The following is a 26,202-nucleotide window of genomic DNA, read 5'->3' as shown; positions in this document are numbered from 1 at the left end:
AGAACAGAATCCCCTCAGACCGGACTGCCAGTCTTCTTGAAGTACTGCTGCACCAGAAAATTCATGATCTCGCCGGGTTGTTCTCTGGAGAACTCCGCCTTGTCTGCGAACAGCATCCCGTAAGGTGCTTCCGGGGTGTACGGCTCCCAGTGCGGCAATGCTTCGCCTGTCGAATCTTGTCCGTTCGGGTCGCCGGTACGGATGAAGTGGGCGGTATAATTGCACATCTGGCGGGCCAGATCATAATGCTTGCCGACAAACGGCCGCCAGCACTTGGCCAGCGTCTCGAAGAAGAACCACAGATCCACCGAGTGGAAGGTGCCCGGGTTATCCCATCCCGGAATCTCCGCATCGAAATTATAGTAATAGAGCGGGGTTTCGCTTCCGGTATCCGCATTCGCCTGCCCGGCGATCCGGATGGCGTATTCGATTCCGCTTACCGCTGCCCGCTCCGCCGCTTCCTGAACAGCATCCGGCCTTGCGCCGCTAAGCTTCAGGAAGGTCTCCGCATCCTCCCCGAACATGTCCGCCGCAAGCTGCTTGAGCTCCCCGTAGGACTGCACCTTCGGAGTGCTGAAGAACTCGGAGGAGGTATGGCCGAGCATAACCGGCACCTTCAAGCGTCTATTCTGCACGAACAGATCGAACGGATTCCCCACCTGGAACTTCTGGTCCGCAACGGTGCCCCAGAAGCCGCCAAGTGCTACTGCCTTGTCCCGCAGATAGACCGCATCCAGCTTCCGCGCTTCCGCAAGTGTGGATACACCCAGGTACTTGAAGAACTCGATGCCATCCTGCTCTGCCTCCTGCAGTATCCCCCGGAGCGGCGGCAGCAGGGTTCCCGGATACAGGTCGGTGAAGATACCGCTTTCAACAATCGCCCGCTGAAACAATCCTTCGTTCTGCGGAGAGGTAAGCTGGCTCATGACACTGCCGCCGCCCGCTGACTGCCCGCCGATGGTGATGTTGTCCGGGTCACCGCCGAACGCAGCAATGTTGCGCTTCACCCAGCGGGTAGCGGCCTGCTGGTCAAGGTTGCCGAAGTTGGCAGGCGCCTCCGGTGATTCCGCGGTAATCTCGGGATGGCAGAGGAAGCCGAAGATATTCAGCCGGTAGTTAATCGTCACCACCACAATCCCTCTGCGGGCAATCCGTTCTCCGTCGAACTCCATCTCTGCCGGATGGCCCACCTGCAGCCCGCCGCCGAAATACCATACATAGACGGGTAGCTTCTCGTCCGTCTGTTTGGCCGGAGTCCATACGTTCAGGTACAGGCAATCCTCGCTCATCGCAATGTCAGGCTCCACCGCCCACTCACGGGTATAGATATTGTTATCATCCAGCTCCTGTCTGACCTGCATGGAGACCGGTGCGAACTCGTGGGCCTGAAGTACACCCTCCCAGTCTTCGGCAGGCTGCGGTGCCCGCCAGCGGTTCTCCCCTACAGGCGGTGCTGCAAACGGTATTCCCTTGAAGCTCGTAATCCGGGGATCGGCTGCGGGCAAGCCTTTTACCGTGCCATTCTCCACATTGACCATTCTAAGCATATTACCGTCTCCTTTACATCCACATCGTTGCTTACCCCCAAATTCTAATAGACCCCTTGCCCCAAAACAATGATCTAAGCAGGGCCATAATTGATCTATTCTAACATGCTTGTGCTCCATGCTACCGAGAACGAGCCGTTTGGATGATCATGCTTTAATGGCCTTTAAGGCTTCTGATAAGAAGTGATGATTGGGAAGCTTCCAACACAGCTCTTGCAGCCGCGCCTTAGCCGTTATATTTAACGCGGCATCCTTCTGTATATGCCGTGCTTCAATAGCACAGCACCACTGGAACAAGCTACGATAACAGCCTTCTCTACAGATAAACGAGATTCACCCCATGTAACCTGGTTCCCACGCTTCCTATAAAGAATTCAGCGATTAACTATTATTTTACAGACGTTTCCTTGCTTTCTTCCCCCAGCACCTTCAGGTCATCCTGAACGCTTCCCTTCCATAAGGGCACTCCGGAACGGTAGGCAGCCCGGCCATTTAAGTGACCTGCTACCGGTGAAGTGATGAATACAAATACAATCGCCAGCAGAAGCTTGACATTAACCGTTCCGTCTTTGAACCAAAAGTACAGGAAACCTCCTGTCAGTAAACACAATACCCCGAAGGTTGCACTTTTGGTAGCCGCATGTGAACGCAGATAGACATCGGGCAGCCGGACTAAGCCGAAGGCACTTAAGCCGCAGAAGACTGCACCCATTACCACAAGAATAGAGCTAATCAGTTCACCTGTCATTGGGGTTCCCTCCATCCTCTATAACGGCTCCCCGTTCAATATATCTGGCCAGTGCCGTAGTACCAATAAACGTCAGTATCCCGATAACCAGAATGACTTCTATAAAATCCTGGGTATCCAGCAGCATACTGAAGACGGTTATCATAGCGAGTACATGAATGCCGATCGTATCGAGTGCGGCAACCCTGTCGGAGCGGGTTGGCCCTTTCAGGAGACGGAACAGGCAGGCCAGCATCGCCAGAGCCAGAATAATCATGGCCACGGTTAGCATAACTGGGATCATTAACGGGTCACCTCCCTGATCGCTCGTTCGAAAGTACCTCTAATCTGCGTGACCAGCAGCTGTGCATCTTTAATATCAATAGCATGAATGTACAGCGTCTTGCCATCCTTCGACACATCAAGAGTCAGGGTTCCCGGTGTCAGACAAATCAGGCTAAGATTTATGTTTATTTGGATCATTGTTTATCTGATCGCAGGACCTACCATGACATTAATTCATCTATTAGAGCGGCTTTATGTCATCTTAACAACAACATTACGAGGGATACTTTTAGCACTTGTAATACTTGTGTGGCTTTACGTATATCTGTGGTCAGCTTTCGGAGAGCTTAAGAGAACAACACTGGTTGGTTGGAATCATTTATATTCATCTAATCGGATTGAGTGGTGCTGACGATAGTCTCACGGTGCAATTGATTGAAAAGGCTAGAAGCGTTTTGTTTTATCAATTAACGGCAGTTATAACCTTATTTTATTTTATTTTTAGAGAGCAAAGATCAGCATCTGACATAACTACAGCACAAGAGATGCTCATGCTTTTTCTTACGCCCACTATTTAGAATGCAGTGACTACGCAAAGAATAAAAAGGAAATATATTGACATAATAATTGAAAAAGGAGGAATGCAATTTGAATTTAACTAATTTAATAATCTGTACATCGTTAATTTTCGGATCTTTGCTAAGTAATCAGTATTCCATCGTGAATACGAATAGTTTCACAAATTCAACTTCGATTCACGAATCGCTGGATAAAGTTGATGGAAAGACTTCCGATCAAACAGTCGCATTGTTTGAAAAGAAATTCGATCGCAAAGTCTTACTTCCCAAAGAAATTCCTTTTAAAGTAACTGACATTGAAACATCCTTGGATGAGATTCCAAAAACTTTAACAGTTAGTTACCATAATAAAAACTTAAGGAAGGTCCTTGTTGTAACTCAAATGCTAAATATCAGGCCGAAAACTGGTCCAAAGTTCTCTCCAAATCAGCATGAAAAGATAATAAACGTATCGGGTATTGCAGTCACATATATTTACGACTTACCTGATAAAATACCTAATTATGTAAGATTCATAAAAGGGGATATGATTTACTTTATTAACTTCAGACAATTCGAGGATGCCAATGTCGACAACTATATAAAGGTAATTAATTCAATGATACCTGCTCTAAGTTCAAATCAAGCTAAGTAAAATTGAAAAGGACAGACCTTAGACTGGTTGGAGTCATTAGGTTTGTCCTTTTCAATACTTCACTATCTTATAATCACTTCGCTATCCAAGCATACCCAGAACATCCCACTTGGCCTGAACCACCACATTGTACCCTAGCGTAATAATACCCATCTGAAGGTGCTTGTCCATAAAAGTTTAAATTTCCTGTTTCATTATATAAGATTCCCTTCGGACCAACAACCAGAGTGTAGTCTGGATATCTGTAAATGCCAAGCGCCATATTGTGAACACTTCCGTTATTATAAAACCCAAATTGATATCCTTGACCTTGTGTTAGATACACAGCTTGAGTCTGGACAAAACTATCGCTTGATGTAAATGCCGCTGTATAACAGGTTGTTAATGTAGCACATGTCCCTGTAGTATACGCATTAGCTGAAGGGATTGCTGTAATGAATACAAAAACGATACTCAAAAGAACAGCACTAAACTTTTTCTTATTAAAGAAACTTCTTAACATATTAAATTCCTCCTCTTTAGTATCCAATTTTCTATTCTAATTGCTGTGTTATAACTGCTTTTAATGGCTCATAATCTCCACTTACTGCAACTCCATTAACAATAAAAGTAGGTGTCCCATAAACTCCATTTGCAGCAGAAATTTTGAAATCTTCTTTAACATCTAACAAATACGTGTAATTATTTAAATCTTTTTTAAATTGGTCTAGGTTTATACCTTCAATATTTTTCTTAACAAAATTCAATAAAAACTTTTCTGTAGCCCATATACCTTTCTCGTTTCCCTGATTTAAATATAATTTTCGTTTGAACTCCCAATATTTTTCTGGATTTTGATTATAAATGGACTCAGCCGCTAAGGCTGCTTCAATTGAATCTGGTCCAAGAAACGGGAAATTAATAACATAAAATTGCACTTTTCCACTATCAATAAACTCTTGCTTAAAGCGCGGAAAGTTTTCTTTATCCCATTGAGCACAAGAAGGACATTTGAAATCAATAAACTCAATGACTTTTACTTTTGCATCAGGATTTCCTAAAGTTGGCTGCTTCTCCAATTTAAAATCCCCAACTGAGAGTTCAATCTTACCCTTAGCATCCATAAGCGCTGGGAGTGCCTCAATATCTCCTTTTTGAGCTGAACTTATTCCTTTTAAAAAAAACAGTCCAGCCAATACAACAATAATGGCTAACACAGGAAGAATTATTACTCTTTTTTTGCTCTTCATTTCTAACCTCTCAAATTTAATAGGTTTACGGATATTGTGAGTTGATTACCAAGGAAGTAATTATTACTTCTATGCCTCAATCAAAATTGAAATTACGACAGATTTCCATCTTAATCTCAGAGCATCACTTCCATTTCATTGGAATATATTAAAATATATTTCCATAATGTTTTATAGACTCAATATAACATTTCATTTTTGATAGATGCTGTCGTATTTTGACACACCCAAATTTTTTTTGCTTTTCTGACTTACTTAGCACTTTTCAGTTTCCGCTATCGCATACTGTCCAAAGATTCTTGGAATACGCTGTCCTAAATAGCTGGAGCGTTCACGAGATTGAAACCTACAAGACCACTAAGTCATTTCCCTACCAAATAGGAGTGATTCTAGTCCAGAGTAGTATGTCTTTCTTGAAAGCGTTGACGTTAAAACAAAAGAAGATTTTAAGGCCCTTGCTCAGAAAGATTAAAAAAGCTAGCGTCGCTATTATGAATTTTGTGAATCTTCTTGGAATGTCGTAGGTTGCTCTTGCTGAAGTGGTGTACAAATAATCAGGTTTTTAGTGTAACCGTCGACCTTCGACTTTAAATAGTACATTACGACATACTCCATCCTCTATATAATGAAAAGCACTACCTTTGAATTAAGTTATAGAAATACTGAACCTTCGTTGAGTAAATGGGAAAAACACTTCCAATATGTGTTAATGTTAGTTTACTATATAATGGGAAGCAAAAAAATGGACTAAGGAGTGCGTCTCATGACATCAGTCACACAAAGGATTGCACAAATTAAGCAGCCTTATGGAGGCTACCTGAAACCAAAAGATTTTGATGAAATAATATTTGATGACGGGATTGAACTCTACCCTGAAGAGAACATTAATGCGGTTTTAGTCGGAACAGCAGTTGATTATTTGACTCGTTATACAATGGGGACTCCTGCGGACCAGGCATTTGATATTTCACTATTTGGTGCATCAATTATTGACGAAAAAGAAGATGCTGATTTCTTACTGTCTAGAGTGCGGGGATTGGATGATTTATCAATAAGATCTGCATGCAAACTTGTGGGGTATGATGTATGCGCTAGAGTGGGGATTATTGGATATAAGAATGTGGATGATATTCATGCAGACGAAAAAACAGTTTTCAATATTCGCACCATGGTATATCGTAGTCTTGCCTTTTTCGAACAATATGGGCGAATCATCAAAGAAGGCTTCACTTTTAAATTTGGGTACACACCAGGCGATGGAGACTTTCTCACCGAAGATACCCTATGGGATTTCAAGGTCTCAAAAAATAAGCCAACGACTGGACATACTTTGCAATTATTGATGTATTACATTTTAGGTATTCGTTCAATACATAGTGAGTTTTATGATGTGAAGAAATTAGGTATCTATAATCCAAGGTTTAACAAAGCATATTTGCATGAGATTTCAAAAATTGATTCTTCGTTGATAAATAAGGTGGCTGCTGACGTTGTAGGTGTAGAAGCAAATATTATTTGATGGGGATTCGTTTGAAGAAAGCTCTCATTGTGTTATTGAACGGAGCTTCAAGCTCACGAAAAACCAGTATGCTATGGAACTAAAAAAGTAAAAGAGATGCCCTCTCATCGCCTATTCATGATGCTTTTTTGGGGTAACTATAATGATTTCATCAAAAAACATATCCAGGCATTAAACCTACACGAGTATTGGATGCTGAAGTTGTCTCAGAGATCCTTTTTGATCCCATCAATTCACTGTACTATGTGACTATTAAATTATTCTCATAAATGGGGCTGAATGCTTTTTTAAAATGAATTAAACCGTTCTTACTTAAAGATAGAGAATGAAAGCGAGAGGCCTTTCATTCTTGAATTGGTAGAAGGTACTTAAGTCGCTACCGCCACCATCCTTATTACAATGAAGGAATAACATTCGACATAGAGGAGAAATATAAATGACGATTGATGTATCATATGAACAGTTTGAAGACATGTGGTCAGACTCCCCAGATGTGATTTTAGATACAAACTGTTTTCTTGAAATACACAGGAAGTCCACTTCCGATCAGGAAGCTATTTTAACTATCCTCAGAGGCATCCAAAAATCTGTATGGATTCCCGCCCAGGTTAAAGAAGAATATATGAAAAATTACCGCCACGTAAAAAAAACGGCGGAAGAAAAGTATAGCGAGGTTACCAAACAAATAAAGCAAACTACTGTAAATGCCCGAAACTCTCTAGAAAAACAGTTTATCCAATATAAAGGCAATAATTACCCCAAAATCAATGAACTAAATGCTTTGATTCTAGCAAAATTATCCGAAGTCGATGAAGAAGCAGCTAACTATCAAACAGAAATTCAGGCTGAAATTCAAAAGAATAAGTTAATGCTGGAAACTGACAAAACAACACAATTTTTAAAGGTCATTGAAATATCCGACAGGGTCGGCCCCCCCTTCACCTGACGAAATGAGTTTAGAAAAATATGGAGATCTGCTGATTTGGAAACAAATTCTTCATCATGCAGGATCATCGGAAAAATCGGTTATTTTTATTACTAACGACGCAAAGGAAGACTGGTGGGCTCTCGATGATGACAAAAAGCCTATTGAACCACGCAAAGAATTACTTAATGAGTTTGGAGAATATAGCAAAAATTCATTTATCATGTTGAACTTATCAATGTTTATTCAATATGTAAATCAACTTTATGGATATACAGATCCTCGGTGGATCAAACTCCGTATGGAGCAGGAGGAATTCACTTCTCAATGCATTGAACTTGGTGGCGGTTGGGATGTAGTTTTGGATGATCGTTTGGCTCTTACTAGCTACCTCATTCATAGTGGTGACTTACAGGATTATTTGGATAATCCGTTATCGGATGTTGAAATTTTAGAATATTTAGATTATGACATTGACATAGAGTCTTTCAACATAGATGAAGCAGATTCTACAGTCATTATCGTAGGCTATTTTAGTACAAAGATTATTGTTCAAATATCGGAAAGTGCTTTCTCTGATTATTATATCGATCGTCACAATCAGGAGATTATTATAACGGTTGGATTAATATTAAATGTACAGTAACATTTGAAGAGCATAATTACATCATTCAAAAAAAATCAATTGATTTCAGCATCGGCGGTTTTGAGGCAATATTAGTTTCCCAACAATATTATGAAGACGATAAAGAAACTGAGACGGAAGACCATTTACCATTTTAAAAGAGGGTTCATTTTGTGTACATTGTAACCACCCGCGATACCAAGATATGCGGCTACATTAGATTCATAGCAATGAGGCGAGTAAGATTTTAGTCTTATTCACCTCGTTTCCCCAACTAATCAGGTCCACTTCCGTTATTGAAGAACATCCTTACGGATAATCTGTACGTTCGGAGGCACTTTAAATCGCCGATAAGCTATAGTTGTGTATCAGTTGACTGTAATAATAAATATTAAAAAGTTAGAGGTGTACAGAATAATGCTTCATTCCACTGGCATAACGCCCTTGCTAGAAGAGATCATAGCCTGGGAGAAGGTAATGAAACAAAGCATTTCTTACTTGGAGACACCTACAGGTTATTTTCTACAATTCGATCCAAATGATAATGGTGGGTATAGAACCTCCCCAATCGACTCGATCATGTTTGCACGTACAGGTATGGACGGCATTCACTTTTCTTTCTTGACAGACTTCAGTTCCGTAACTGATTTAAGTTTGGCGCCTATTGTTCGCGTCGACCCGATGGATTTTGGGAACTGTATTAAAATAGTTGCTAAAAATATCAGAGATTTTTTCACTCTTCATTTTTCTGGTCATGAAGATCTTCTACTGAACGAGTTTGAATCCAAAGAAGAATATATAGATTATTTGGAAGAGCAAGATCACAACGAGGAAGATAATGAGTATTTTGATAAAAAGAAATGGTACCAGCAGAAGAACGAGGTACGTGAGAATGCTATGCAGCACTTCGGATTCCAGCCCATTCTTGACGGGTATGAATACATACAAGAGGCACGAACGATAAGACAGAATGAATTAATTTTAAACACTATTGATGGATTGGGGGTTACAGCACGAGATAAATTCTTTTATAAAGCAACTCCTCATCCGTGGCACCTGAAGGAGATACCCATTACGATGGTTAAACTGTTGCAGCTCTATATTGCTAAATCGGAGCCAACAGGTTTTTTCGGATTTATTCGTGACTGTCAATCTCAAGGTGTAAATGATACCAAAATCATTCAAGCGATATACGAACAACTCATATCGCTCAACCTGCCTTCTGAAGCCAAACGGCTGTTATTTTGTATGGATATATATAAATAAATAGCGGCAACTTAAGCTCGGTTAATTATGCCTTGGTCGTCGTTTCTTCTTTCCTATTAAAGAATTTACGTCCAAACGTTAAAAACGTTTGGACGTAAATTATTGCTGTGCTTAGTTAATTGCTGTGGTACTGTAACCATTAATTATTTTCAACATAAATAATTCCCCATTCATATGTCTACCAAGTGATTATTAATAATATTGCTCTGTTTTCAGTTCTGCTTCTATTGTGATTAAACGTTATTCATCCCCTCATCTCTTAGTTCACCATTTCTTGTATATACTTTACGATCACCCATCTATGAAAAGACTTTTCAGAGCAAACAAGTTATTATCCATTATATTTTTGTCAACAATACATATTGAGTAGTTCGAATGATTATATCAGGATTAAATAAAACAAAGATTTCTTACCAAAGTTGAAACGTGTGACAAGTGGATTTTGATGACGATAGAGGAATAGCTACAACCAATTCTTTACTGGAAGGTGATATATTTTGAGCGAACAATTCAGCTTTTCTCTTAAAGTCTTAGATAAGTGGAAACAAAAATGGAATATTGAAGCAATCGATTACTTAAAGACTGCACAGGAGAAAGTGTATTTTTCAATTTTGAATTTAAACTCTTATTATTATATTCAAAACGAACTAAATAAAAAAAATGAAAACTGGTTGAAGGAATTCGAAAAAGGAAAGCCTTTTGAGTTGCCATCAAGTTTATTAAGAATAGATTATTATTATGCGGAGCAACCTGCGGAAATTTTTATGAGTAAGATTACATTGGATTTTTTCGGCACGGTACATAGCTTCTTCGATACTTACGCACATTTTTTGCATAAAGCTTTATTTCCTCAAGATTCTCTTCCCAACAATTTGTACTTTCATAAAATCAAAGAAAAAATAGAATCTGATAATTCTATGAAAAATATTATGGATAAGATAAATGAGAAACTAGAAGATATCTACGTTTATATTGGAGACATAAATAATATGAACAAGCATAGAAAACATATACTTCCAATCAGTGAACTTAGTTTTATAACTGGAAAACAATCATTTAGCTTTCCTGCTTTTAAAAAAGGAAAAGAACATGATGAGCGAATTACTAAAGAGACACTAGAGTCTTCTTGTAAATTGATTATAGAGCTTTTCAATGAGGTGACTCAAACAGTATTTGATTACAGCGAAAATATAAAATCATCAACATAACATTATTATCGCAGCAGATTTATCACATCAATTAAATGTTATAATATGGAAGTGAACAATGTAAAAGATAAGTTATATCCACTGAAAAAGGTGATCATATGGAAGAAAAAAAGCGAAAACAACATTACATTTGGCGGCATTATTTGACTGCGTGGGAAGATGAAAATCAAAAACTTTATTGTTTACGGAAAAATAAGATTTTCCCTGTCAGCGCTAGAGATGTTGCAAACATCCGTGACTTTTACCGTTTAGATGAACTTACTTCACTTGATATTGAGATGATAACAAAATTATTCATAGATGGTTTTGGGCCTGAATAAATTGGATTACGCAGTTCAATAAGATTTTTGATTTAAAACGATTTCTTGAGCAGAAAGGGATAGCTTCGGAAGAAGTGAATGAGCGCATTGAGGTGTTTATTAATAATATGGAAGAAGAACTTCATAGTAAAATCGAAAGTATGGGTACGCCCTACTTAAAGTTACTCAGAAACGGAGATGCATCATTCTATCAAAACGCGCTGGGGAAGACAGATTTTAACATCTTCATCTGTACTCAACATTTTCGAACAAATAGGATAAAAAATTTTATTCTCAGAAGTGTAAATTCCCCACCAGTTTCACCTCATTTTGAAACGGTAATTGGTTCATCTATATTATAGAAATCGGTCTCTTGAAATTCTAGAGTCCGAATGGACCGTTCAGGATTGAAAAGATAATGCAGGATCGTTAAGATACTTGTTTTTCCTGCGTTATTTCCACCTACTAGGACGACCATATCCATCCCATTTACTACTTTCGGAACGATTGTAATTTCTTCATCGAAATTTCTGAAATTGCTTATTTTGAGTTCCTTAATCCGCATAATCTCACTCCTTGAATGTATATATGTCATAACGGACTAGAGTAAAGGGCTGAACAAATTCAGCCCCTCCTCATCAAACCGTACGTGAGTTTTTCCCTCATACGGCTTTCCGATGTTTGTCATTCATGGGCATGCAGATTACAATAGCGTTTTTAGTCCATATTGGATGTTCAAATATCTAACTTCTGACCGGGATTTCATCCATCTTCCTCGTTGTCTCTTCTTCGTGTACTACCGGGTTAATCGCTGCAGAATATACCAATCCAGCTTTGCTAACCTCTTTTGGCTGTAGTTCGTGTAGTAATAATTTCTCCATCCTTGAATCTTGGGATTGAGCCATTCCACGTGTTCCACGAACGATTTCCAGCGCATGCCGGGCGGTGCTAATCTTTCTTTGACCACGCCTCGGATACGTTCCTCTGCCTTCTTCGTTAGCCACTGTTGTGTGGTATAGTACACCTTCCCTTGAGAAGTTTCTGCTTTCGTTTTTCGGTGGTGCATTCCTAAGAAGTCGAATCCCTCTTCTCCTGTCCACAGGCCTACAATGCGGGTTTTGGTTGGATGTAGCGTAAGCTCTAGACGTTCCATAATTCTGCGGATGAGTTCATACGCATGTTCGGCATCCTTCTTGGTTTTACAGACCACGACGAGGTGAGTAGCCCGAGGGAATCGCACCCTCAGGCCCTCTCAGAACCGGACGTGAACCTTTCGGCTCATCCGGCTCCCATTATCCAGCCGAGGGCAGTATGCCCAATCTCCAATGTGCAAACAGTTTGGGAATGTTCCTCGCCAGTTGCCCCAACCATCGAATGGCTTTGGTCTTGTGTCGCTCGAGCTTCTTGTATTTCCGCCGAGCCCACATCACAAGCGCATCGTTCATATGGCGTAATACGGGGTAGAGTTGCGACTTATAAAAGTGGCCATAGTAGTTGATCCAACCCCTGACGGAAGCATTGAACATTTTTGATAAATCCTCAATATCCAGATCCGGTTTCAGGTGCATCCGCCATCCTCTAATCGTCTGTCTCATCGCTTTGCTCGCCTTGTTGCTTACGGCTGGCGTAAAGTTGATGAAATATTTCCCGAACCGGTTCTTTGATCGTCTTGGTCGAAAGGTGTATCCCAAGAAATCGAACTTGATCTCTGTATGATCGCCTTTCCGGTCATCATCTTTGCAATAGACAATCCGCGTTTTATCCGGATGCAGTTCGAGTTTGCAATCTTTGAACCGTTCCTTGAGCCGCTCTAGCAGTTGTTCAGCCTCTTCTTTCGTTTGACAGTGAATCACTGCATCGTCCGCATATCTTGCCCACGGATTTTGGGGATGCTTTTTTGTCATCCAGATATCGAACGTGTAGTGCATGAACAGATTCGCAAGTACCGGACTGATGACACCTCCCTGGGGTGTGCCGGAGGTTCTCTCTTTCTTGCTCCCGTCCTTCATTTGGAAGGGAGCCGTTAACCATCTATCGATGTAGAGAGCCACCCACGCGCAGTCCGTATGTTTCTTCACCGCTTTCATCAGCAACTCATGGTCGATATTGTCGAACAGACCTTTGATGTCAAATTCCAGCACCCAGTCATATTTCCAACATCGCGTTCGCGTCACTCGAACCGCATCAATCGCGGATTTCGCTGGTCTGTACCCATACGAATCCGGGTGGAAAATAGGTTCCACTAACGGTTCAACGTACAGTTTGACTGTCATTTGCGCGATTCGATCCGATACCGTTGGGATTCCCAATATCCTTACACCGCCGTTTTTCTTCGGTATTTCTACCGCTTTAACTGGCGGTGGGAAATAGCTTCCTGAGGACATCCGATTCCAGATTTTATAGAGATTGTCTTTCAGGTTTTCTTCGAACTTCTGTATCGACTGTTCATCGACTCCGGCCGCTCCTTGGTTCGCTTTGACCAGCTTGTACGCTTCCCAGACGGCATGCCTTGAGATTTCATACGGCTTTGTTTTGTCCATTTGTTCCTCCCACTTTCGCGGTTGACGTATTTTCAAAACAGGATAACACAGCCCCTTCGCTCCGCCACCTTTTCAGTAGGTTCATCGCTACTACGGGCTATTCCGCCCCTATACTCCGCATCTGTACTTTCACCCTTGCGGGATTTCCGCTTGGATTTTTCCATTGTCATCGGAGTCGTAGGTTCCCACGTTCCGAACAAGAGCCTGTGCTAAGTTCACGCCGCCTTCATGCCGGCCACCATCTGGACAGTAAACAGGTTTCCTCCAGACTTATCCCGGGCCAACGACTCCCTCCCGGTTTTGATGACGTCCCTACGCTTTCGACACTTTATCAGCCATTGACTTGTGTTCGTCTCCATAGCACTCACCTGACAGAGTCTCGCTCTGCCTTTTCCTTAACGCTCACCACCACGGCTTTTGACCGTAGCAGCTTAAGGTGGTTTGAAGCCTCCGCCTGCACAGCGGCTCCGAGGGGCCCTCCCTCATCTCTTGTTCAGCATTGCTTGGCTCTTACGCGCCGCACATTCGTGGCGCACAGTCGTCCGCATACCTTGTCAGTTCTCCCAGCCTACTTCCGTGTTTCTCCCATAACTGGTCAAAATAGTTCAGGTAGATATTTGCCAAAAGCGGGGAGATGCCCCCACCTTGCGGTGTCCCTAAATCGGAGCGCCGTACGTTTCCTTCTTCCATCACTCCCGCATGAAGCCACTTCCGTATGAGCTTCAAGATCCGCCTGTCATTGATACGCATCTGTACCAGTTTCATGAGCTTCTCTTGATTAATATGGTCGAAGTAGCCTTGGATATCGACGTCGACTACCCAATTTCCTTTCCGGTTGCAGGCTTTCCGGATTCGATCCAACGCTCCTTTCGCACTTCGTTTCGGATGAAATCCGAAGGAGACTTCTTTAAAATCTGCTTCAAAGATGGGTTCAATCACGAGTTTGGTTGCCATCTGCATCACTCGGTCGCGCACAGTGGGGATGCCTAGCGGTCTTGGCTTCCCATCTTTCTTGGAAATGTAGTGCCGCCGTACGGGCTGCGGGTGGTAATGGCCTTCCTTCAGTTCTCGTTCGCATTCCTTGAGGAAACTTGTTTCCCCTTGTTCTTCAATTTCTGCGAGCGTCACGGCATCCACTCCCGCAGCTCCTTTGTTCGCTCTCACCCGTTTCCAGGCTTCGCACAGCACATCCTACCGGTAGACTTTGTCGTACAGGGCATGGAATTTACGCTTGTTGTTCTCCTTGGCCGCATGACCTAGCTTTTCTTGGAGTTCTTGAACTTTTTCCTTGGGTGTTGTTAGCCGTTTGGCATTCACTCACTCGTACCTCCTCCAAAAGCATAAACAAAGCAGGGCTCCTTCCCTCCCTAAGGTATGTTGTCCTTAGGTTCCTTGGTACTACGAACCCCTCGGACTCCCTTCCCACAGACGGTTCATTTCGTCTTTTGGACTTATAGAGCGCCTCTTTACGGGTTCCTAAAAAAATTCTCCCGTGTGGGGGAGGGTCTCCCCAGTTCACTGCATCCTCTTTACTACCATGCCGATCCCTTTACGCTGGAGGATTCTTCACTGTCGCTCCAAGTTCTTGACAGCTTCCATGGCCTTCGCCCAATTTCCCGAGGCTCGGCTTCCTCTCTTCCCTCTTGCGAGGCCTTTTTGACAACGCGGCAGGATTCACTTCATGTTACGGCCTGGCAGTTTGCTCGCCCTGTCTCTGACAGGTACTTTTGTCGATTCGCTTTTACATACGGCTTTCACCCTACGTAAGAATCCTAGCTACACGGGGGCTTGGCCCCTCCCACAACCGGGCTTTCACCGGCTAGACGATGCGTGCTTAGCTGGGCACGCGGTAATAAAAAATACGGCAGCACAAAACCTATGCTGCCGTATTCATGGTGTGGAGTACTACCTGACGCCTATTTGAGCTTACTTCCTACAGATCAGTGTGTGAAAATATCATCAGATTATTTCTGACATTCTTTTTCAATGCGGCGTTGAGTTTTCGATATGTGCCTAACTCCATATCTCCACGAACATCTAAATCTAACCTGTACGTCTTTTCAATTGTTTCAATCTTAGTATCGTCACACTTCTTACGATAACGTCCATCCTTGTTACGATTACGCATTAAAATCCCTCTCACAATGTTGGTAATTGCATAAGGAAAAACGGATTTCTTAAGATTGGTCTGAAATAGCCGATTTTAGTGTAAAACAGGGCTGTATTTAAACATTTATTTCCATATATAAGGTATTTTCCTGTGGATATCTCGTTTTTGGTGGCATTCCGTCCCGTTTTTTATGGCGATATCCCGTTTTTGGTGGCACATCACACTAATTAATTATGGAATTCAATTCCACCTTTACCCACACCGGCTATACCCACAATTCCCGCAAGTTTTACAGCCCTCAATATTAATCAGCGAGGCGCTGCCGCAGGAAGGGCAAAGATCCCGTGAAGCGGTAGCGTGGCTGTGCGAGCCGTGGCTACCGTGGCCGTCATCGGCGGATGCGGCAGGAACCGTGGATTTCAGCTCGGCGTTCAGCGCCTCGTTGAAATCAAGCTCCAGTGTGGCCGCGATGGGTGCCGGGATATGGTCATCATGGGCGTTGTTCAGCACATGGGTCTCCAGGGCTTTGGCTACGGCGTCGGCGATGGACTCGACGCGGTTCGCACCGAAACCGATGGCGCCGGAGCCGCCGATGCCCTTGAGGTGCTTGATCAGCAGGCCGACCTTCTCGCCGTGATCGCCGTAGCGCAGGAACAGCGAGCAGACGCGGCCCAGGGCTTCCGCCATGGCGAAGACGTCAGAGCCAGCCTTGCCGACATTCAGGAAAATCTCGGCCGGGATACCATCAAGATCGTTGATCGTGATATACGCCATGCCGAACGGCGTGTTGATCTTATAGGTCGCGCCGCGCAGCACCTGCGGACGTTTCTTGTATTGCTTGTCTACTCCGCTGGCCGCTGCCTGGTGGGCAGGCGCTGCGGCTACAGTTGTCGGAGCTGACGGAGCGGCTTCCGTTTCCTTAATCACCTCAGGCTTGGCAGCCGTTGCCGGTTCGTCCTTCTTGTCCTCCTTCTTCTTCGTCTCCAGCACCTGTACATCACGGCTGCCATCACGGTAGATGGTTACGCCTTTGCAGCCCAGATCGAAGGCCATTTCATACAGTTCGGCGGTCTCTTCCACGGTGAAGTCAGACGGGCAGTTCGCAGTCTTGGAGATAGAACTGTCCACCCAGCGTTGAATAGCGGCCTGTGCACGGATATGATCCTTAGCGGACAAATCCATTGATGTGACGAAGTAGTCCGGCAGTTCTTCTCCCGGATGAGCTTCCAGCCATTCCTGGGCGATAGGTACGAACTGCTCATCGTATCCAAGACGGCTCTGGCGGAAATATTTGAAGGCGAAATACGGCTCAATGCCTGTAGATGTACCCACCATAGTCCCTGTGCTGCCTGTAGGGGCCTGGGTAATTACAGTAACATTGCGCATGCCATGCTTGCGGATCGACTCGCCGACCTCCGGGTAAACCTCGGTAATATTCCGCATGAAGCCGCTCTGCAGATATTTATCGGTGTCAAACGCCTGGAACGCCCCCTTCTCGCCGGCAATCTCGGCGGAAGCCAGATACGCCTCGCGGGCCATGAAGCCGTAGAGCTTGTCAAGGAACTCCAGCGATTCCGGGCTGCCATAACGGATATTCAGCTTGATCATCAGCTCAGCCAGACCCATGGTGCCGAGACCTACGCGGCGTTCGAGCTTCTGGTTGGCTTCATTTTCCGGGAAATGATATGGTGTCTTGTCGATGACATTATCCAGGAAACGCACGGAATAACGGGTCGTTGTCGCCAGATCTGCCCAGTCCACATCATGCTTCTCGGCATCGTAGAACTTGGAGAGATTGACGGCGGACAGGTTGCACACGCCCCAGCCGGGAAGGCCTTGTTCCCCGCAGTTATGGGCAACAACACCACCAGCGATCAGCGAGTGCGTAACAGGCTCAGTAATATCGTATACCGTCACAACCTCGCCTGCTTCGATACCAACGACTTTGGAGATAAACTTTTCATTTTTGCGGGAAGGCCGGGCAATCCGCTCCAGTGCTTCTTGTTTTCTGGTAATCAGCTTGAAGCCGATCTTATTCTTGAACTCCAGGATGTTGTTGCCGCTTAAGATCAGCTCATAGAATCCGCTGCCTTCATAGCTCCGTTCCTCGCCTGCTATGGTCGTATACGTAAATACAGCTTGATTCTTCTTCTGACGGTTATAGATGGAACTGTTAATTCCGAAATTAAGCAGCAGCAATTGAACGCCTTGAAGAAGTTTTTTGGAAGCTGAGGTCAATCTGACCGTACGGTGCATCTCATCATTCTCATATACCGTTCCGTCTGCAGAGAATAATCCTTGCAGGAATGCCACAACCGTCGCACGTGAAGCTGTATACAGCGCAGCCGGAACCTCTTTTTCAGCGGCTCTAACTGCCTTCACTCCGAGTTCCTCAAGTTGTTCATTGACCCACCCCTCACCAAGCGTATCCTCAGCCGCAAAAGCACCTTCACCAGACTGCAAATAAACGCAATCGTCTGCACTCAGAGTCTGAGCCTCTTTCCAGCCGGAGTCAGTAAATAAGCGGTGTTCAGGCGTTACGGACAGCTCCACCCCATTTTGCAGCGAGATCTTCAAGGTTTCTCTGGTGCCGGTTGGGAACACTGTCGCCCGTCTCATCTGTAGACCTGGAACTTCATAGCTTCTTCCGCCAACCACTTTGGCCTGCTCCACCAGTCTCGAATCGGTTCCCACCAGGAAGGATTCCGTTCCGACCTTCTTATACAGCTCTTCAATGGTTAAGAGACCGTATTCCGTTGCAATCCGGGTGTCCGGGTGGAAGCACGGATTGGTACAAATGATTGGATTGAAATACCAGCTATTCGACATCTGATTATAATATTCCATGAAAACAACGCCCGGTTCTGCGGACTTCCAGGCCGATTCGATAATCGTATGCCAGACATCGCGTGCTCTGACGGTGCGGTAAGGGATGACACGGCGGTTGTCGGCCTTCCATTTATCCAGATCGCCGTCCCAGAGGGTGTCGTAATCCGGGTCGGTCGTATCCGGGAAGACCAGCTCCCAGTCCAGATCCTCCTTGACGGCCTTCATGAAGCTATTACTTACGCATACCGACAGGTTGGCGTTCGTCACCTGGCCCATCGTCTGCTTCACGGTAATGAAGTCCAGCACATCCGGGTGCCAGTCGTTGATCATTAGCATCAGCGCGCCGCGGCGGCTGCCGCCTTGTTCAATCAGTCCGGTTGTATAGCTGAACAGGCCGCCCCAGGACACGGAGCCGCTGGAGGAACCGTTCACCCCTCTGACAATGGCACGGCGCGGGCGCAGCGAGGACAGATTGATGCCTACCCCGCCGCCGCGGGCCATAATCTCGGTCATCTCGGAGAGTGTCTCCATGATGCCGCCCCGGCTGTCTTTGGGAGAAGGAATCACATAGCAGTTGAACAGTGTAAGCTCCTCGCTGGCTCCGGCCCCAGCCGCAATCCGTCCGCCGGGAACCAGCTTCCAGTCATCCAGAATCGAGCGGAATTTGCCTGTCCATTCTTCCTGAAGCCCGGGTGTCTTCTCCACGGAAGCCATCGCTGCCGCAAGACGGTCCCACATCTCCTCCGGCGTCTTCTCAATGTTCAGCGTCAGCTTTTCCACATCCGACTGCACCAGCTCGCCACTGCGGGTTTTTACCGTAACCATCCGGCCTGTACGCTCTACAATCTCGCCAACCTCCTTGGTTGGGAACTTCGGATCATCCTTCGTCAGGACAAGTACTACATCGCCTACCTTGGCATTATTGCTGTCCGCGTCCTTCCAGGCATAGCGGTCCAGGAATATTTTCTCGCTCAGACCCTCTAGACGCTTGTTGTGTTCCACTGTACTCAATAGCAAAACCTCCCAGGATATAATAGGTCATGCTTCCGGCGGCCGGGCAGCCGCAGCCTGCTTGTCCGGCGGAAGCTCCTCTTGTCAATAACAAACAGCCGAAAAAATCCGCATACCAGCTAACTTTCATGCTTTTGTAACAATATATGGTGTGCGTTAACTTTTAAACTATACCACATGTTGTGGATAGAGGTCTTTTTTGAAAAAGCAGCCCCAGGCAGGAATAACGGAAAAACAGGAAAAGAAAGGCTCATTTCCTCCCTCTTTCTCGCTTTTTTGCAAGCACTGGAACTGAAAGCTTTCAAGGCGGATTACAGCGTTCCTCTGTCAATTCCACGCCCCTCTGGTTATGAAATCTCTCTGAAACGAGCATACTACTGCTACGCATTTCGATATGAAACTGCGACGGAGGAGGCTGCAACATGACGCAATTATTCCGCAATTCCCTGCCCCAAGAGAAGGTAACTTCTGCGCCGCTGCTGCCTGTTCCTCTATCTTTTGAGCGTAACTGGCTGCATGATCTGGAATCGAGACTGGATAAAGGGGGGCCGTGGGGCGACTGGCGGTTATCCCGCCTTGCCGTGCAGGGAGAGCAGTCGGGCCTGGTTACCAGCTTCGATGAGCTGCAGTGTATGAAGCATCTGTCCGGGCTCTCTCCGCTTCCCCATCAGCTGGATACGGCGCACAAGGTGCTGTTCGAGATGTCGGGACGGGCGATTCTGGCCGATGAAGTCGGACTTGGCAAGACAATCGAAGCCGGGCTGGTGCTGAAGGAGTATCTGGTGCGCGGGCTGGTAAGCAAGGTTCTGATTCTGGTGCCGGCCTCGCTTGTCCTGCAATGGGTGCGGGAGCTGAATACGAAGTTCGGAATCTCTGCCGTAGCGCAAAAGAAAGCCTATTCCTGGGGCAATGACATTGTCGTCGCCTCGATGGATACGGCCAAGCGTGACCCGCATAAGGAAATGCTGCTGAGCCAGGAGTACGACATGCTGATTATCGACGAAGCGCATAAGCTGAAGAATAAGAAATCGACGAATTATCTGTTCGTCCAGCAGCTCCGCAAAAAGTACTGTCTGCTGCTCACCGCCACCCCCGTGCAGAACGATCTGGGCGAGCTGTTCAATCTGATCACGCTGCTGAAGCCGGGCCAGCTGGGGAATCAGGGCGATTTTGCTACTAATTTCGTGGTGGATAAGCGCCAGCCCAAGAACGAGGTCCAGCTCCGGGGCGAGCTGTCCAAGGTCATGATCCGCAACCGCCGGGGCGAAGGCCCAGTGAATTTCACCAAGCGCAAGGTGCGCAATATCCCCCTCACCCTCTCCGCTGAGGAGAAGGCGCTGTATGACGGAGTGACCGCTTTTGTCAAAGAACAGTATCAGGAGGCAGGCGGCAATCTCAGCAGTATGCTCTCCCTGGTCACGCTTCAACGTGAGGTGTGCAGCAGCCGGGATGCGGTGTTCGTAACGCTGGTGAATCTGATCAAGAAGCTGCCGGCCGATTCGCCGAAGCGCGAGCGGATGATGGGGCTGCTCCAGACGATCCGTACGGTCAAGACGAATACCAAGGCGGAGAAGACGATGGAGTTAATCCGTGAAATGAACGAGAAGGTAATCGTCTTCACGGAGTACCGGGCTACGCAGGAGTATCTGCTTCAGTATTTCCGTGACCATGGACTGCAATGTGTGACGTACTCGGGCGGGATGAACCGCGGCAAAAAAGACTGGATGATGGACCTCTTCCGCGGACGCGCCCAGGTGATGATTGCCACCGAAGCCGGCGGCGAAGGAATTAACCTGCAGTTCTGCCACCATATGATCAATTTCGATCTGCCCTGGAATCCTATGCGGGTCGAGCAGCGGATCGGCCGGGTCCACCGGCTGGGTCAGGAGAATGATGTGGTCATCTATAACCTCTCCACCGAAGGGACGATTGAAGAGCATATCCTGCACCTGCTGCATGAGAAAATCAACATGTTCGAGATGGTCATCGGCGGGCTGGATGTCATTCTGGAGCGCTTCGAGCAGAAGGGCTCGCTTGAGAAAAGCCTGTACAAAATCGTTCTCGAAGCGGGCAGCGACGAGGAGCTGCGCAGCGGGCTGGATACAATCGGCGATTCGCTCAGTGAATTGACCCACGCCAAGCTGGATGATAGCGGGGTGCCTAAGTGATGCTGACGCCTACAGAAGTGCGCAAGCAGGTCATGGATTATCTGGAAGCGACTGAATGCACCATATTGGAATCCTCGCCGCTGCATGTGACGGTGAAGCTCTCCCCCCGCGCGGACCGGATGCTGACGGACCGCCCTTATTATTGGGGCTTCGTGGAGCGCACCGGCGTAGATCCCGAGACCTTGTCCTTCAGCTTCGTCTTCGACCCGCAGAAGTACGATGAACTGGCCGCGCAGGCTGCTGCGCAGGCTGCTGCGCCTGCGGCCCGCCCGCGCGGCGGGGCCAGCCGCCCGGCAGGGGCGGGAGCGCCGCCGGGTCTGGCCGGGGCGGCGGATGCCGAAGCTGCTGCGGAGCCGCTCGGCGCAGCGCAGGCCCCCGGAGCTGCGCTGCAGCCCGGGGTATCTGCTGCGCCGGAGGACAGCATCCTCGCGCGGTACTTCGGCATCGTTCCGGCGCTGCCGCGCCTCGGACCGGGCATGATCCGCCGCGAGGATGTGACCTACGGCAGCAAGCGCCTGCGGCAGATCTGGTCGGCGGCACGGGACGAAGGCCGGTGCCTCCAGCTGTTCGAGGACCCTGGCCTCAGGCAGCGGACCACGCTGTTCTCGGCCGCCTACGAGCCATGGCTGGCGGTCTGCTACAAGGTCGAGATGACCTGTGACCTGAAGCGGGAGGAGCTGCATTTCATCGCGGTGTCGTTAACCTCCGGGCTGATCGTCCCGGACTTCGAGGCCCGGCTGGCCGGCAAGGAGCTGACGCCACGGCTGCCGGAGAACATTCATGTCCAGCCGTTCGAGCTGGGGATTACGGACGGGGCCGACCGGCTGGAGGGATATCTGACCTCGAAGCTGGCGCTGCTGGATTACACCTGGGCGGAAGAAGCGCGCGAACGATTGGAGCTGGAGCTTAGCATCGTGGACATCTACTACGCGGAGCTGCTGAAAGAACCGGAAGAAGAGAAGCGCCTCGCCATCCTGGAGCAGTACAACCGCCGCCGCCAGGAGACCTCGTGGCAGTATGAGCCGCAGATTGCAGTTTCTGCCGTAACGTACGGATTGTTTCATCTGCGCAGCACATAGAATGCGACCTGGTCCGCTAAAAGCAGGCAAAAAAACAGCGAAACTCCCGCTGCCTGGCGCGACAGCAAGCAACAGCCTTTTCAGGGCTTGTCCCCTACAATGAACAGTAAGAAGCGTACATTCCCTCTAAACAGGAAAGGTGACTGAACCTATGAATATCACTGCGAGGCAGAAGAGCTTCCGGCGGCATGGCCGCCTGCTCCTCTGTCTGATTCTTGGACTGACTCTGTTGGCTGCCAGCGCCTCCTCTCCCCAGGCGCTAGCGTCACAAACCAGCCGACTTAGCGTGACGCAGGCCGTCACGCAGGAGGTTCTTCCGGGACTTGAGATGAAGCCGATTCCAGCGCCGGAAACGCTGCAGGCCTTCACCCGCCAGACGATTAGCCAGCTCTCGGCGGATGCTCCTTTTAAGGAATGGAAGGATGCCGTCACCAAGGTCTACCCTCTTGGTCCGGGAACGCGGAGCTGGCTGGTCAATGTGATGCACAGCGGTCAGCGGATCGGCTATCTCATTATCTCCGCTGCGGATCAGGGCGGCTATCTGCTTAGCGAATACGGAGCCGGAACCGATGGTCTCCCTTACAGTATGACTGAACTGCGCCAGTATCTGGCGCAGCAAGGACTGATACCCTCTAATTCTTCAGGTGCCATCGGGGTTACGGCACTCTATGCTCCAATGCTGCCTGTCTGGAAAATCACTACGGAGAACAGAACGTTGTATCTGAATGCTACCGTTCTGGAGACGCTGCCCTGGAGTCAGAGCCAGGCTGAGTATATTCTTAATGCTGCACCGGAAGTCTCAGCCATGCTGTCCTCCGGTCCGGGCCAGGCGCGCACTCCCCAGCCCGCTCTGCGGAGCGGCGGAGAGGATGACCCGTATGCCGATCTGCTGTGGCTGACCGCACCCGGGCTGAAGACGTTGAACGGAGCAAGCCTAAGCGCTCTGCTTCAGGAGCGGGGCAGTCTCGCCTTCCAGTCTCCGGGGCACAACGACACGCTGGGCGCGCCATTCATGATTACAGGCAGCCAGAGCTGGCTGAAGCCCGGTGCTTCCCGGGACCAAGGCAGCACAGAAGCTGCCGTAGTCTATGCCGCTGCCGGTCCAGGTGGCATTCGCTACCTCCCGCTTAGCGCCCTTCAGAAGGCCGGAACCTTCCATAAGCTGCCGGTGCCACTGCCCGGGGGAGCCACGCTGGGCTCCGCTGCTCTACCCCGTTCAAGCCGGTAGACTGGCACTGGCAGTTCCTGCTCGATATTGAAACAGCCTTCCCGGGTGCCGCCTGCACGACGCCACTTGGGAAGGCTGTTTGCTTATACACCTAAATTCTACTCAGCGTCCGCTTTCTCCGAATTCAGGTGCATTTATGCACCTCATGCTCACACAGCGACCGATTTCCGCTGAAGTGCTACTCCTACTCCTTACTCCTTACTCTCCCCGCCCCGGCTCCATTTGCTGCGCCACACGGACCAGGCGAGCGGCAGCGTGCCGAACCACTTTTCCGCCCACGGCTGCTTCTCTGCCTTCCGCCGGGCATGGACAGCACGAGGGTTCTCAATGTAGACGACTACCTTCTCCGTAATATACTTCACCAGATCATCTCCGCCGGATGCCATCTCATACACCTCCCAGGTGAGTGCTGGGGCGGGCTCCCGCCCCTTGACCTTATGCCTATAGTGTGCTCCAATCCTCCGATCTCTAAACCGGAATCCGAAGCTTCGTATAGGTTAGGCCGTTAAGGCACAATCTAACAAGACTACACCTGTATAAACCGTCATTAAGTACAAGTAGCTGTTGATTATTCCGGCAGGGAGGTTATTCACTTGAGACAGTCAGAAGCATTAGAGACCCATACGGCTACACATTCCCATCATTCAAATGAGCAGCCTGAGCTGAGATCCGGGCGGCGGCTTAAGCGGATCATAGCCGCAGTAAGCGTTCTGCTCATGCTTACGGCTGGAGACACCGCAGTGATTCACGCGGCTGCACCCCGCACTAATCCACAGGCAGAGCAGCCCGGACAGCGCCAGCATATGCTCGGCCATGACCAACGGATCATTCTGATTGATGCCGGGCATGGAGGGATTGACGGCGGAACCTCCTACGGCAGCATTCTGGAAAAGGACATCACCCTTGCCATCTCCCGCCGCCTCTTTCTCCTGCTGCGTGCAGATGGCTTCGATACGATTCTGAACCGGACTGGCGATTATGCGCCCAGCGATGAGAATCTGTGGCTGAGGAACAGATCCCGGCATTTACGCGATCTGGCCCAGCGCAAGGAACTGGCAGAGACGCTTCCGGCCAATGTCGTGGTCAGCATCCACATTAACTGGGCGAAATCCCCGTCCAAGCATGGTCCGCTCGTTCTGTACCGCCAGGAAGGGCGCAGCTTCCTGCTGGCCCGGACCATTCAGGATCAGCTCAACCAGCTCTACGGGATGAAGAATGATCCTGTCCGGGGCAAGCCCTTCTACCTGCTCAACAAAATAACCGCCACAACGGTGATCGTTGAGGCGGGATTTGTCAGCAGTCCGGCTGACCGGGAGAAGCTCTGTACACCGAAGGGCCAGGAAGAGATCGCCGAAGCCATTGCGAACGGGATCGCTGCCTACCTTATGGAAGTGTAAGCCGGGAATTCCACTTCCATTCCTCACGGACCAGATCGGAGATGCCGACGAATTGCACCTTGTCCTTCATTTCGGCAATGCCGCGGCGGATGCCCGCGGCGGTCTCTTTGCCTTGGATGCCGACATGACCGATGGTGACGCAAAACTTCTGGCTCAAGGCCCGCTCCTGCACCAGCTTCATCTGCTTCGCCACATGGCTTGCCGAATGCACATCATCCAGGAAAATATGATTCTCCACCGGCGGCATTCCCAGCTCCCGGGCCATCCGTCCCGCGACTGAACGGTAATTGGTATGGCTGTCTACGAAGAAAAGACCGCGCTCCTTGCAGACCTCCAGCACAATACCCATTACCCTTTCATCACCTGTCACCTTGGAGCCCATATGATTGTTGATTCCAATCGCATAAGGGACATTATCCAGCGCTGCCTCCACCCGCTGGCGGACCTCGGCGTCATTCATGCTGGTCAGCACAGCCCCCGGTCCAAGCCATTCCGGCTTGCCCTGGCGCGGCTCCATCGGCAGATGGACCAGCACATCGAAGCCCAGCTCATGGGCGCGCCGGGCATCCTGTTCACTGGAGCGCAGGAACGGCATGACTGCGACGGTGATTTTGACGGGCAGCTTGAACATTTCCTCTGTCCCGCGCATGCTGTTGCCGAAATCATCAATAATGACCGCCACACGGCTGAGCGCCTGCTGCTGCTGCTGATTCCCAGCTGTCCGGTTGCCCGATACGCTGCTCCCTCTGCTATTCGCAGGTGCGGGTGCTGAAAGTGCCGTGTCTGCCTGTGCAGCAGACACGGCAAGCGGGGCTGACGGGATTAGCGCCGCTGACATAATTACAGCTGCGGCCAAGGGATATAGAAGGACACGCTTTACTCTGTGGTTGCTTGTATTCATACTGGAACACCTCCTTCGTGATTGAACAATTGTACTCATTGTTTGGCTCACGAAGGGTAAATATGTACGGAGCGCTTACGCAATTATTAACAATGGG

At 48.0% G+C, this 26,202-nt stretch carries 25 protein-coding genes and 1 pseudogene; 12 read left to right on the top strand and 14 right to left on the bottom strand.

Annotation, left to right across the window (positions count from 1 at the left end):
• Positions 1 to 14 precede the first annotated feature (14 nt).
• The 4 genes and pseudogenes from MKY12_RS10015 to MKY12_RS10000 form a co-directional block, all read right to left on the bottom strand.
• Positions 15 to 1,547 carry a carboxylesterase family protein gene (locus MKY12_RS10015; protein WP_339255473.1) on the bottom strand — a complete coding sequence of 511 codons (1,533 nt, stop codon included), beginning with the start codon at positions 1,545 to 1,547 and terminating at the stop codon, positions 15 to 17.
• A gap of 388 nt (positions 1,548 to 1,935) precedes the next feature.
• Entirely contained in the window at positions 1,936 to 2,295 is a 360-nt protein-coding gene (gene mnhG / locus MKY12_RS10010; protein ID WP_081751132.1) for a monovalent cation/H(+) antiporter subunit G, read from the bottom strand.
• A complete protein-coding gene (locus MKY12_RS10005; protein WP_036725027.1) occupies positions 2,285 to 2,578 on the bottom strand; it encodes a Na(+)/H(+) antiporter subunit F1 in 294 nt (97 codons plus the stop codon). Before MKY12_RS10005 ends, mnhG begins: the two co-directional genes overlap by 11 nt.
• Positions 2,578 to 2,730, bottom strand: a pseudogene (locus MKY12_RS10000) (Na+/H+ antiporter subunit E); the annotation flags it as partial. The pseudogene MKY12_RS10000 and the gene MKY12_RS10005, both read right to left, overlap by 1 nt.
• 477 nt (positions 2,731 to 3,207) lie before the next feature.
• On the opposite strand from MKY12_RS10000, the gene MKY12_RS09995 reads away from it, so the two are divergent.
• The gene (locus MKY12_RS09995; protein ID WP_339255471.1) at positions 3,208 to 3,771 is read left to right on the top strand and encodes a hypothetical protein; all 564 of its coding nucleotides are present in this window, start codon (positions 3,208 to 3,210) and stop codon (positions 3,769 to 3,771) included.
• Between the two features lie 73 nt (positions 3,772 to 3,844).
• On the opposite strand, the gene MKY12_RS09990 is transcribed toward MKY12_RS09995, so the two are convergent.
• Complete coding sequence (locus tag MKY12_RS09990) at positions 3,845 to 4,273, bottom strand: hypothetical protein (RefSeq protein ID WP_339255469.1); 429 nt, start codon at positions 4,271 to 4,273, stop codon at positions 3,845 to 3,847.
• 31 nt (positions 4,274 to 4,304) lie between these two features.
• The gene (locus MKY12_RS09985) at positions 4,305 to 5,000 is read right to left on the bottom strand and encodes a thioredoxin domain-containing protein (RefSeq protein ID WP_339255467.1); all 696 of its coding nucleotides are present in this window, start codon (positions 4,998 to 5,000) and stop codon (positions 4,305 to 4,307) included.
• A 763-nt stretch (positions 5,001 to 5,763) separates the two neighbouring features.
• Between MKY12_RS09985 and MKY12_RS09980 the strand changes: the two genes are divergently transcribed.
• From MKY12_RS09980 to MKY12_RS09955, 6 genes are all read left to right on the top strand, one after another.
• Positions 5,764 to 6,519, top strand: a complete 756-nt coding sequence (locus tag MKY12_RS09980) for a hypothetical protein (RefSeq protein WP_339255465.1) — start codon at positions 5,764 to 5,766, stop codon at positions 6,517 to 6,519.
• Positions 6,520 to 6,955: 436 nt separating this feature from the next.
• On the top strand, positions 6,956 to 7,465 hold the full coding sequence (locus MKY12_RS09975) for a PIN-like domain-containing protein (RefSeq protein ID WP_339255463.1): 510 nt from the start codon (positions 6,956 to 6,958) through the stop codon (positions 7,463 to 7,465).
• Between the two features lie 4 nt (positions 7,466 to 7,469).
• Positions 7,470 to 8,090, top strand: coding sequence for a PIN-like domain-containing protein (locus tag MKY12_RS09970; protein WP_339255461.1), 621 nt, complete (start codon positions 7,470 to 7,472; stop codon positions 8,088 to 8,090).
• 456 nt (positions 8,091 to 8,546) lie between these two features.
• Positions 8,547 to 9,335, top strand: a complete 789-nt coding sequence (locus MKY12_RS09965; RefSeq protein WP_339255459.1) for a hypothetical protein — start codon at positions 8,547 to 8,549, stop codon at positions 9,333 to 9,335.
• Positions 9,336 to 9,832: 497 nt separating this feature from the next.
• Positions 9,833 to 10,543, top strand: a complete 711-nt coding sequence (locus MKY12_RS09960; protein WP_339255457.1) for a hypothetical protein — start codon at positions 9,833 to 9,835, stop codon at positions 10,541 to 10,543.
• Positions 10,544 to 10,641: 98 nt separating this feature from the next.
• Positions 10,642 to 10,863 carry a DUF4238 domain-containing protein gene (locus tag MKY12_RS09955; RefSeq protein ID WP_339255455.1) on the top strand — a complete coding sequence of 74 codons (222 nt, stop codon included), beginning with the start codon at positions 10,642 to 10,644 and terminating at the stop codon, positions 10,861 to 10,863.
• A gap of 304 nt (positions 10,864 to 11,167) precedes the next feature.
• Here MKY12_RS09955 and MKY12_RS09950 read toward each other — a convergent pair whose 3' ends face one another.
• From MKY12_RS09950 to MKY12_RS09925, 6 genes are all read right to left on the bottom strand, one after another.
• A complete protein-coding gene (locus MKY12_RS09950) occupies positions 11,168 to 11,407 on the bottom strand; it encodes an AAA family ATPase (RefSeq protein ID WP_339255453.1) in 240 nt (79 codons plus the stop codon).
• A 231-nt stretch (positions 11,408 to 11,638) separates the two neighbouring features.
• A complete protein-coding gene (locus MKY12_RS09945; protein WP_339255451.1) occupies positions 11,639 to 11,995 on the bottom strand; it encodes a group II intron maturase-specific domain-containing protein in 357 nt (118 codons plus the stop codon).
• Positions 11,996 to 12,134: 139 nt separating this feature from the next.
• Positions 12,135 to 13,382, bottom strand: coding sequence for a group II intron reverse transcriptase/maturase (ltrA, locus tag MKY12_RS09940; RefSeq protein WP_339313603.1), 1,248 nt, complete (start codon positions 13,380 to 13,382; stop codon positions 12,135 to 12,137).
• Positions 13,383 to 13,892: 510 nt separating this feature from the next.
• The gene (gene ltrA, locus MKY12_RS09935; RefSeq protein ID WP_339255447.1) at positions 13,893 to 14,570 is read right to left on the bottom strand and encodes a group II intron reverse transcriptase/maturase; all 678 of its coding nucleotides are present in this window, start codon (positions 14,568 to 14,570) and stop codon (positions 13,893 to 13,895) included.
• A gap of 3 nt (positions 14,571 to 14,573) precedes the next feature.
• On the bottom strand, positions 14,574 to 14,699 hold the full coding sequence (locus MKY12_RS09930) for a hypothetical protein (protein ID WP_339255445.1): 126 nt from the start codon (positions 14,697 to 14,699) through the stop codon (positions 14,574 to 14,576).
• 1,045 nt (positions 14,700 to 15,744) lie between these two features.
• On the bottom strand, positions 15,745 to 19,332 hold the full coding sequence (locus tag MKY12_RS09925) for an LAGLIDADG family homing endonuclease (protein ID WP_339255443.1): 3,588 nt from the start codon (positions 19,330 to 19,332) through the stop codon (positions 15,745 to 15,747).
• Positions 19,333 to 19,509: 177 nt separating this feature from the next.
• Here MKY12_RS09925 and MKY12_RS09920 point away from each other — a divergent pair, with 177 nt between their 5' ends.
• The 4 genes from MKY12_RS09920 to MKY12_RS09905 all read left to right on the top strand — a co-directional run bounded on the left by MKY12_RS09920 (position 19,510) and on the right by MKY12_RS09905 (position 23,807).
• Positions 19,510 to 19,758, top strand: coding sequence for a hypothetical protein (locus tag MKY12_RS09920; RefSeq protein WP_209878007.1), 249 nt, complete (start codon positions 19,510 to 19,512; stop codon positions 19,756 to 19,758).
• Complete coding sequence (locus MKY12_RS09915; RefSeq protein ID WP_339255441.1) at positions 19,755 to 21,500, top strand: SNF2-related protein; 1,746 nt, start codon at positions 19,755 to 19,757, stop codon at positions 21,498 to 21,500. Before MKY12_RS09920 ends, MKY12_RS09915 begins: the two co-directional genes overlap by 4 nt.
• Positions 21,497 to 22,579, top strand: a complete 1,083-nt coding sequence (locus tag MKY12_RS09910; protein ID WP_339313602.1) for a YqhG family protein — start codon at positions 21,497 to 21,499, stop codon at positions 22,577 to 22,579. The genes MKY12_RS09915 and MKY12_RS09910 overlap by 4 nt, the downstream gene beginning before the upstream one ends.
• Positions 22,580 to 22,730: 151 nt before the next feature.
• Positions 22,731 to 23,807: a hypothetical protein gene (locus MKY12_RS09905; protein ID WP_339313600.1), complete on the top strand. Its 1,077-nt coding sequence runs from the start codon at positions 22,731 to 22,733 to the stop codon at positions 23,805 to 23,807.
• A gap of 191 nt (positions 23,808 to 23,998) precedes the next feature.
• On the opposite strand, the gene MKY12_RS09900 is transcribed toward MKY12_RS09905, so the two are convergent.
• Entirely contained in the window at positions 23,999 to 24,193 is a 195-nt protein-coding gene (locus MKY12_RS09900) for a YqzE family protein (RefSeq protein WP_036725054.1), read from the bottom strand.
• Between the two features lie 207 nt (positions 24,194 to 24,400).
• Between MKY12_RS09900 and MKY12_RS09895 the strand changes: the two genes are divergently transcribed.
• Positions 24,401 to 25,204, top strand: a complete 804-nt coding sequence (locus tag MKY12_RS09895) for an N-acetylmuramoyl-L-alanine amidase (protein WP_339313599.1) — start codon at positions 24,401 to 24,403, stop codon at positions 25,202 to 25,204.
• On the opposite strand, the gene MKY12_RS09890 is transcribed toward MKY12_RS09895, so the two are convergent.
• Positions 25,191 to 26,105 carry a divergent polysaccharide deacetylase family protein gene (locus tag MKY12_RS09890; protein ID WP_339313598.1) on the bottom strand — a complete coding sequence of 305 codons (915 nt, stop codon included), beginning with the start codon at positions 26,103 to 26,105 and terminating at the stop codon, positions 25,191 to 25,193. The two genes, MKY12_RS09895 and MKY12_RS09890, sit on opposite strands and share 14 nt — an antisense overlap.
• Positions 26,106 to 26,202: the final 97 nt, after the last annotated feature.

Source organism: Paenibacillus sp. FSL M7-0896 (assembly GCF_037975415.1).
Taxonomy (GTDB): domain Bacteria; phylum Bacillota; class Bacilli; order Paenibacillales; family Paenibacillaceae; genus Paenibacillus_AQ; species Paenibacillus_AQ silagei.
Note: the sequence above shows the minus strand (reverse complement) of the source record. Positions and strands in the feature narration are given on the sequence as shown.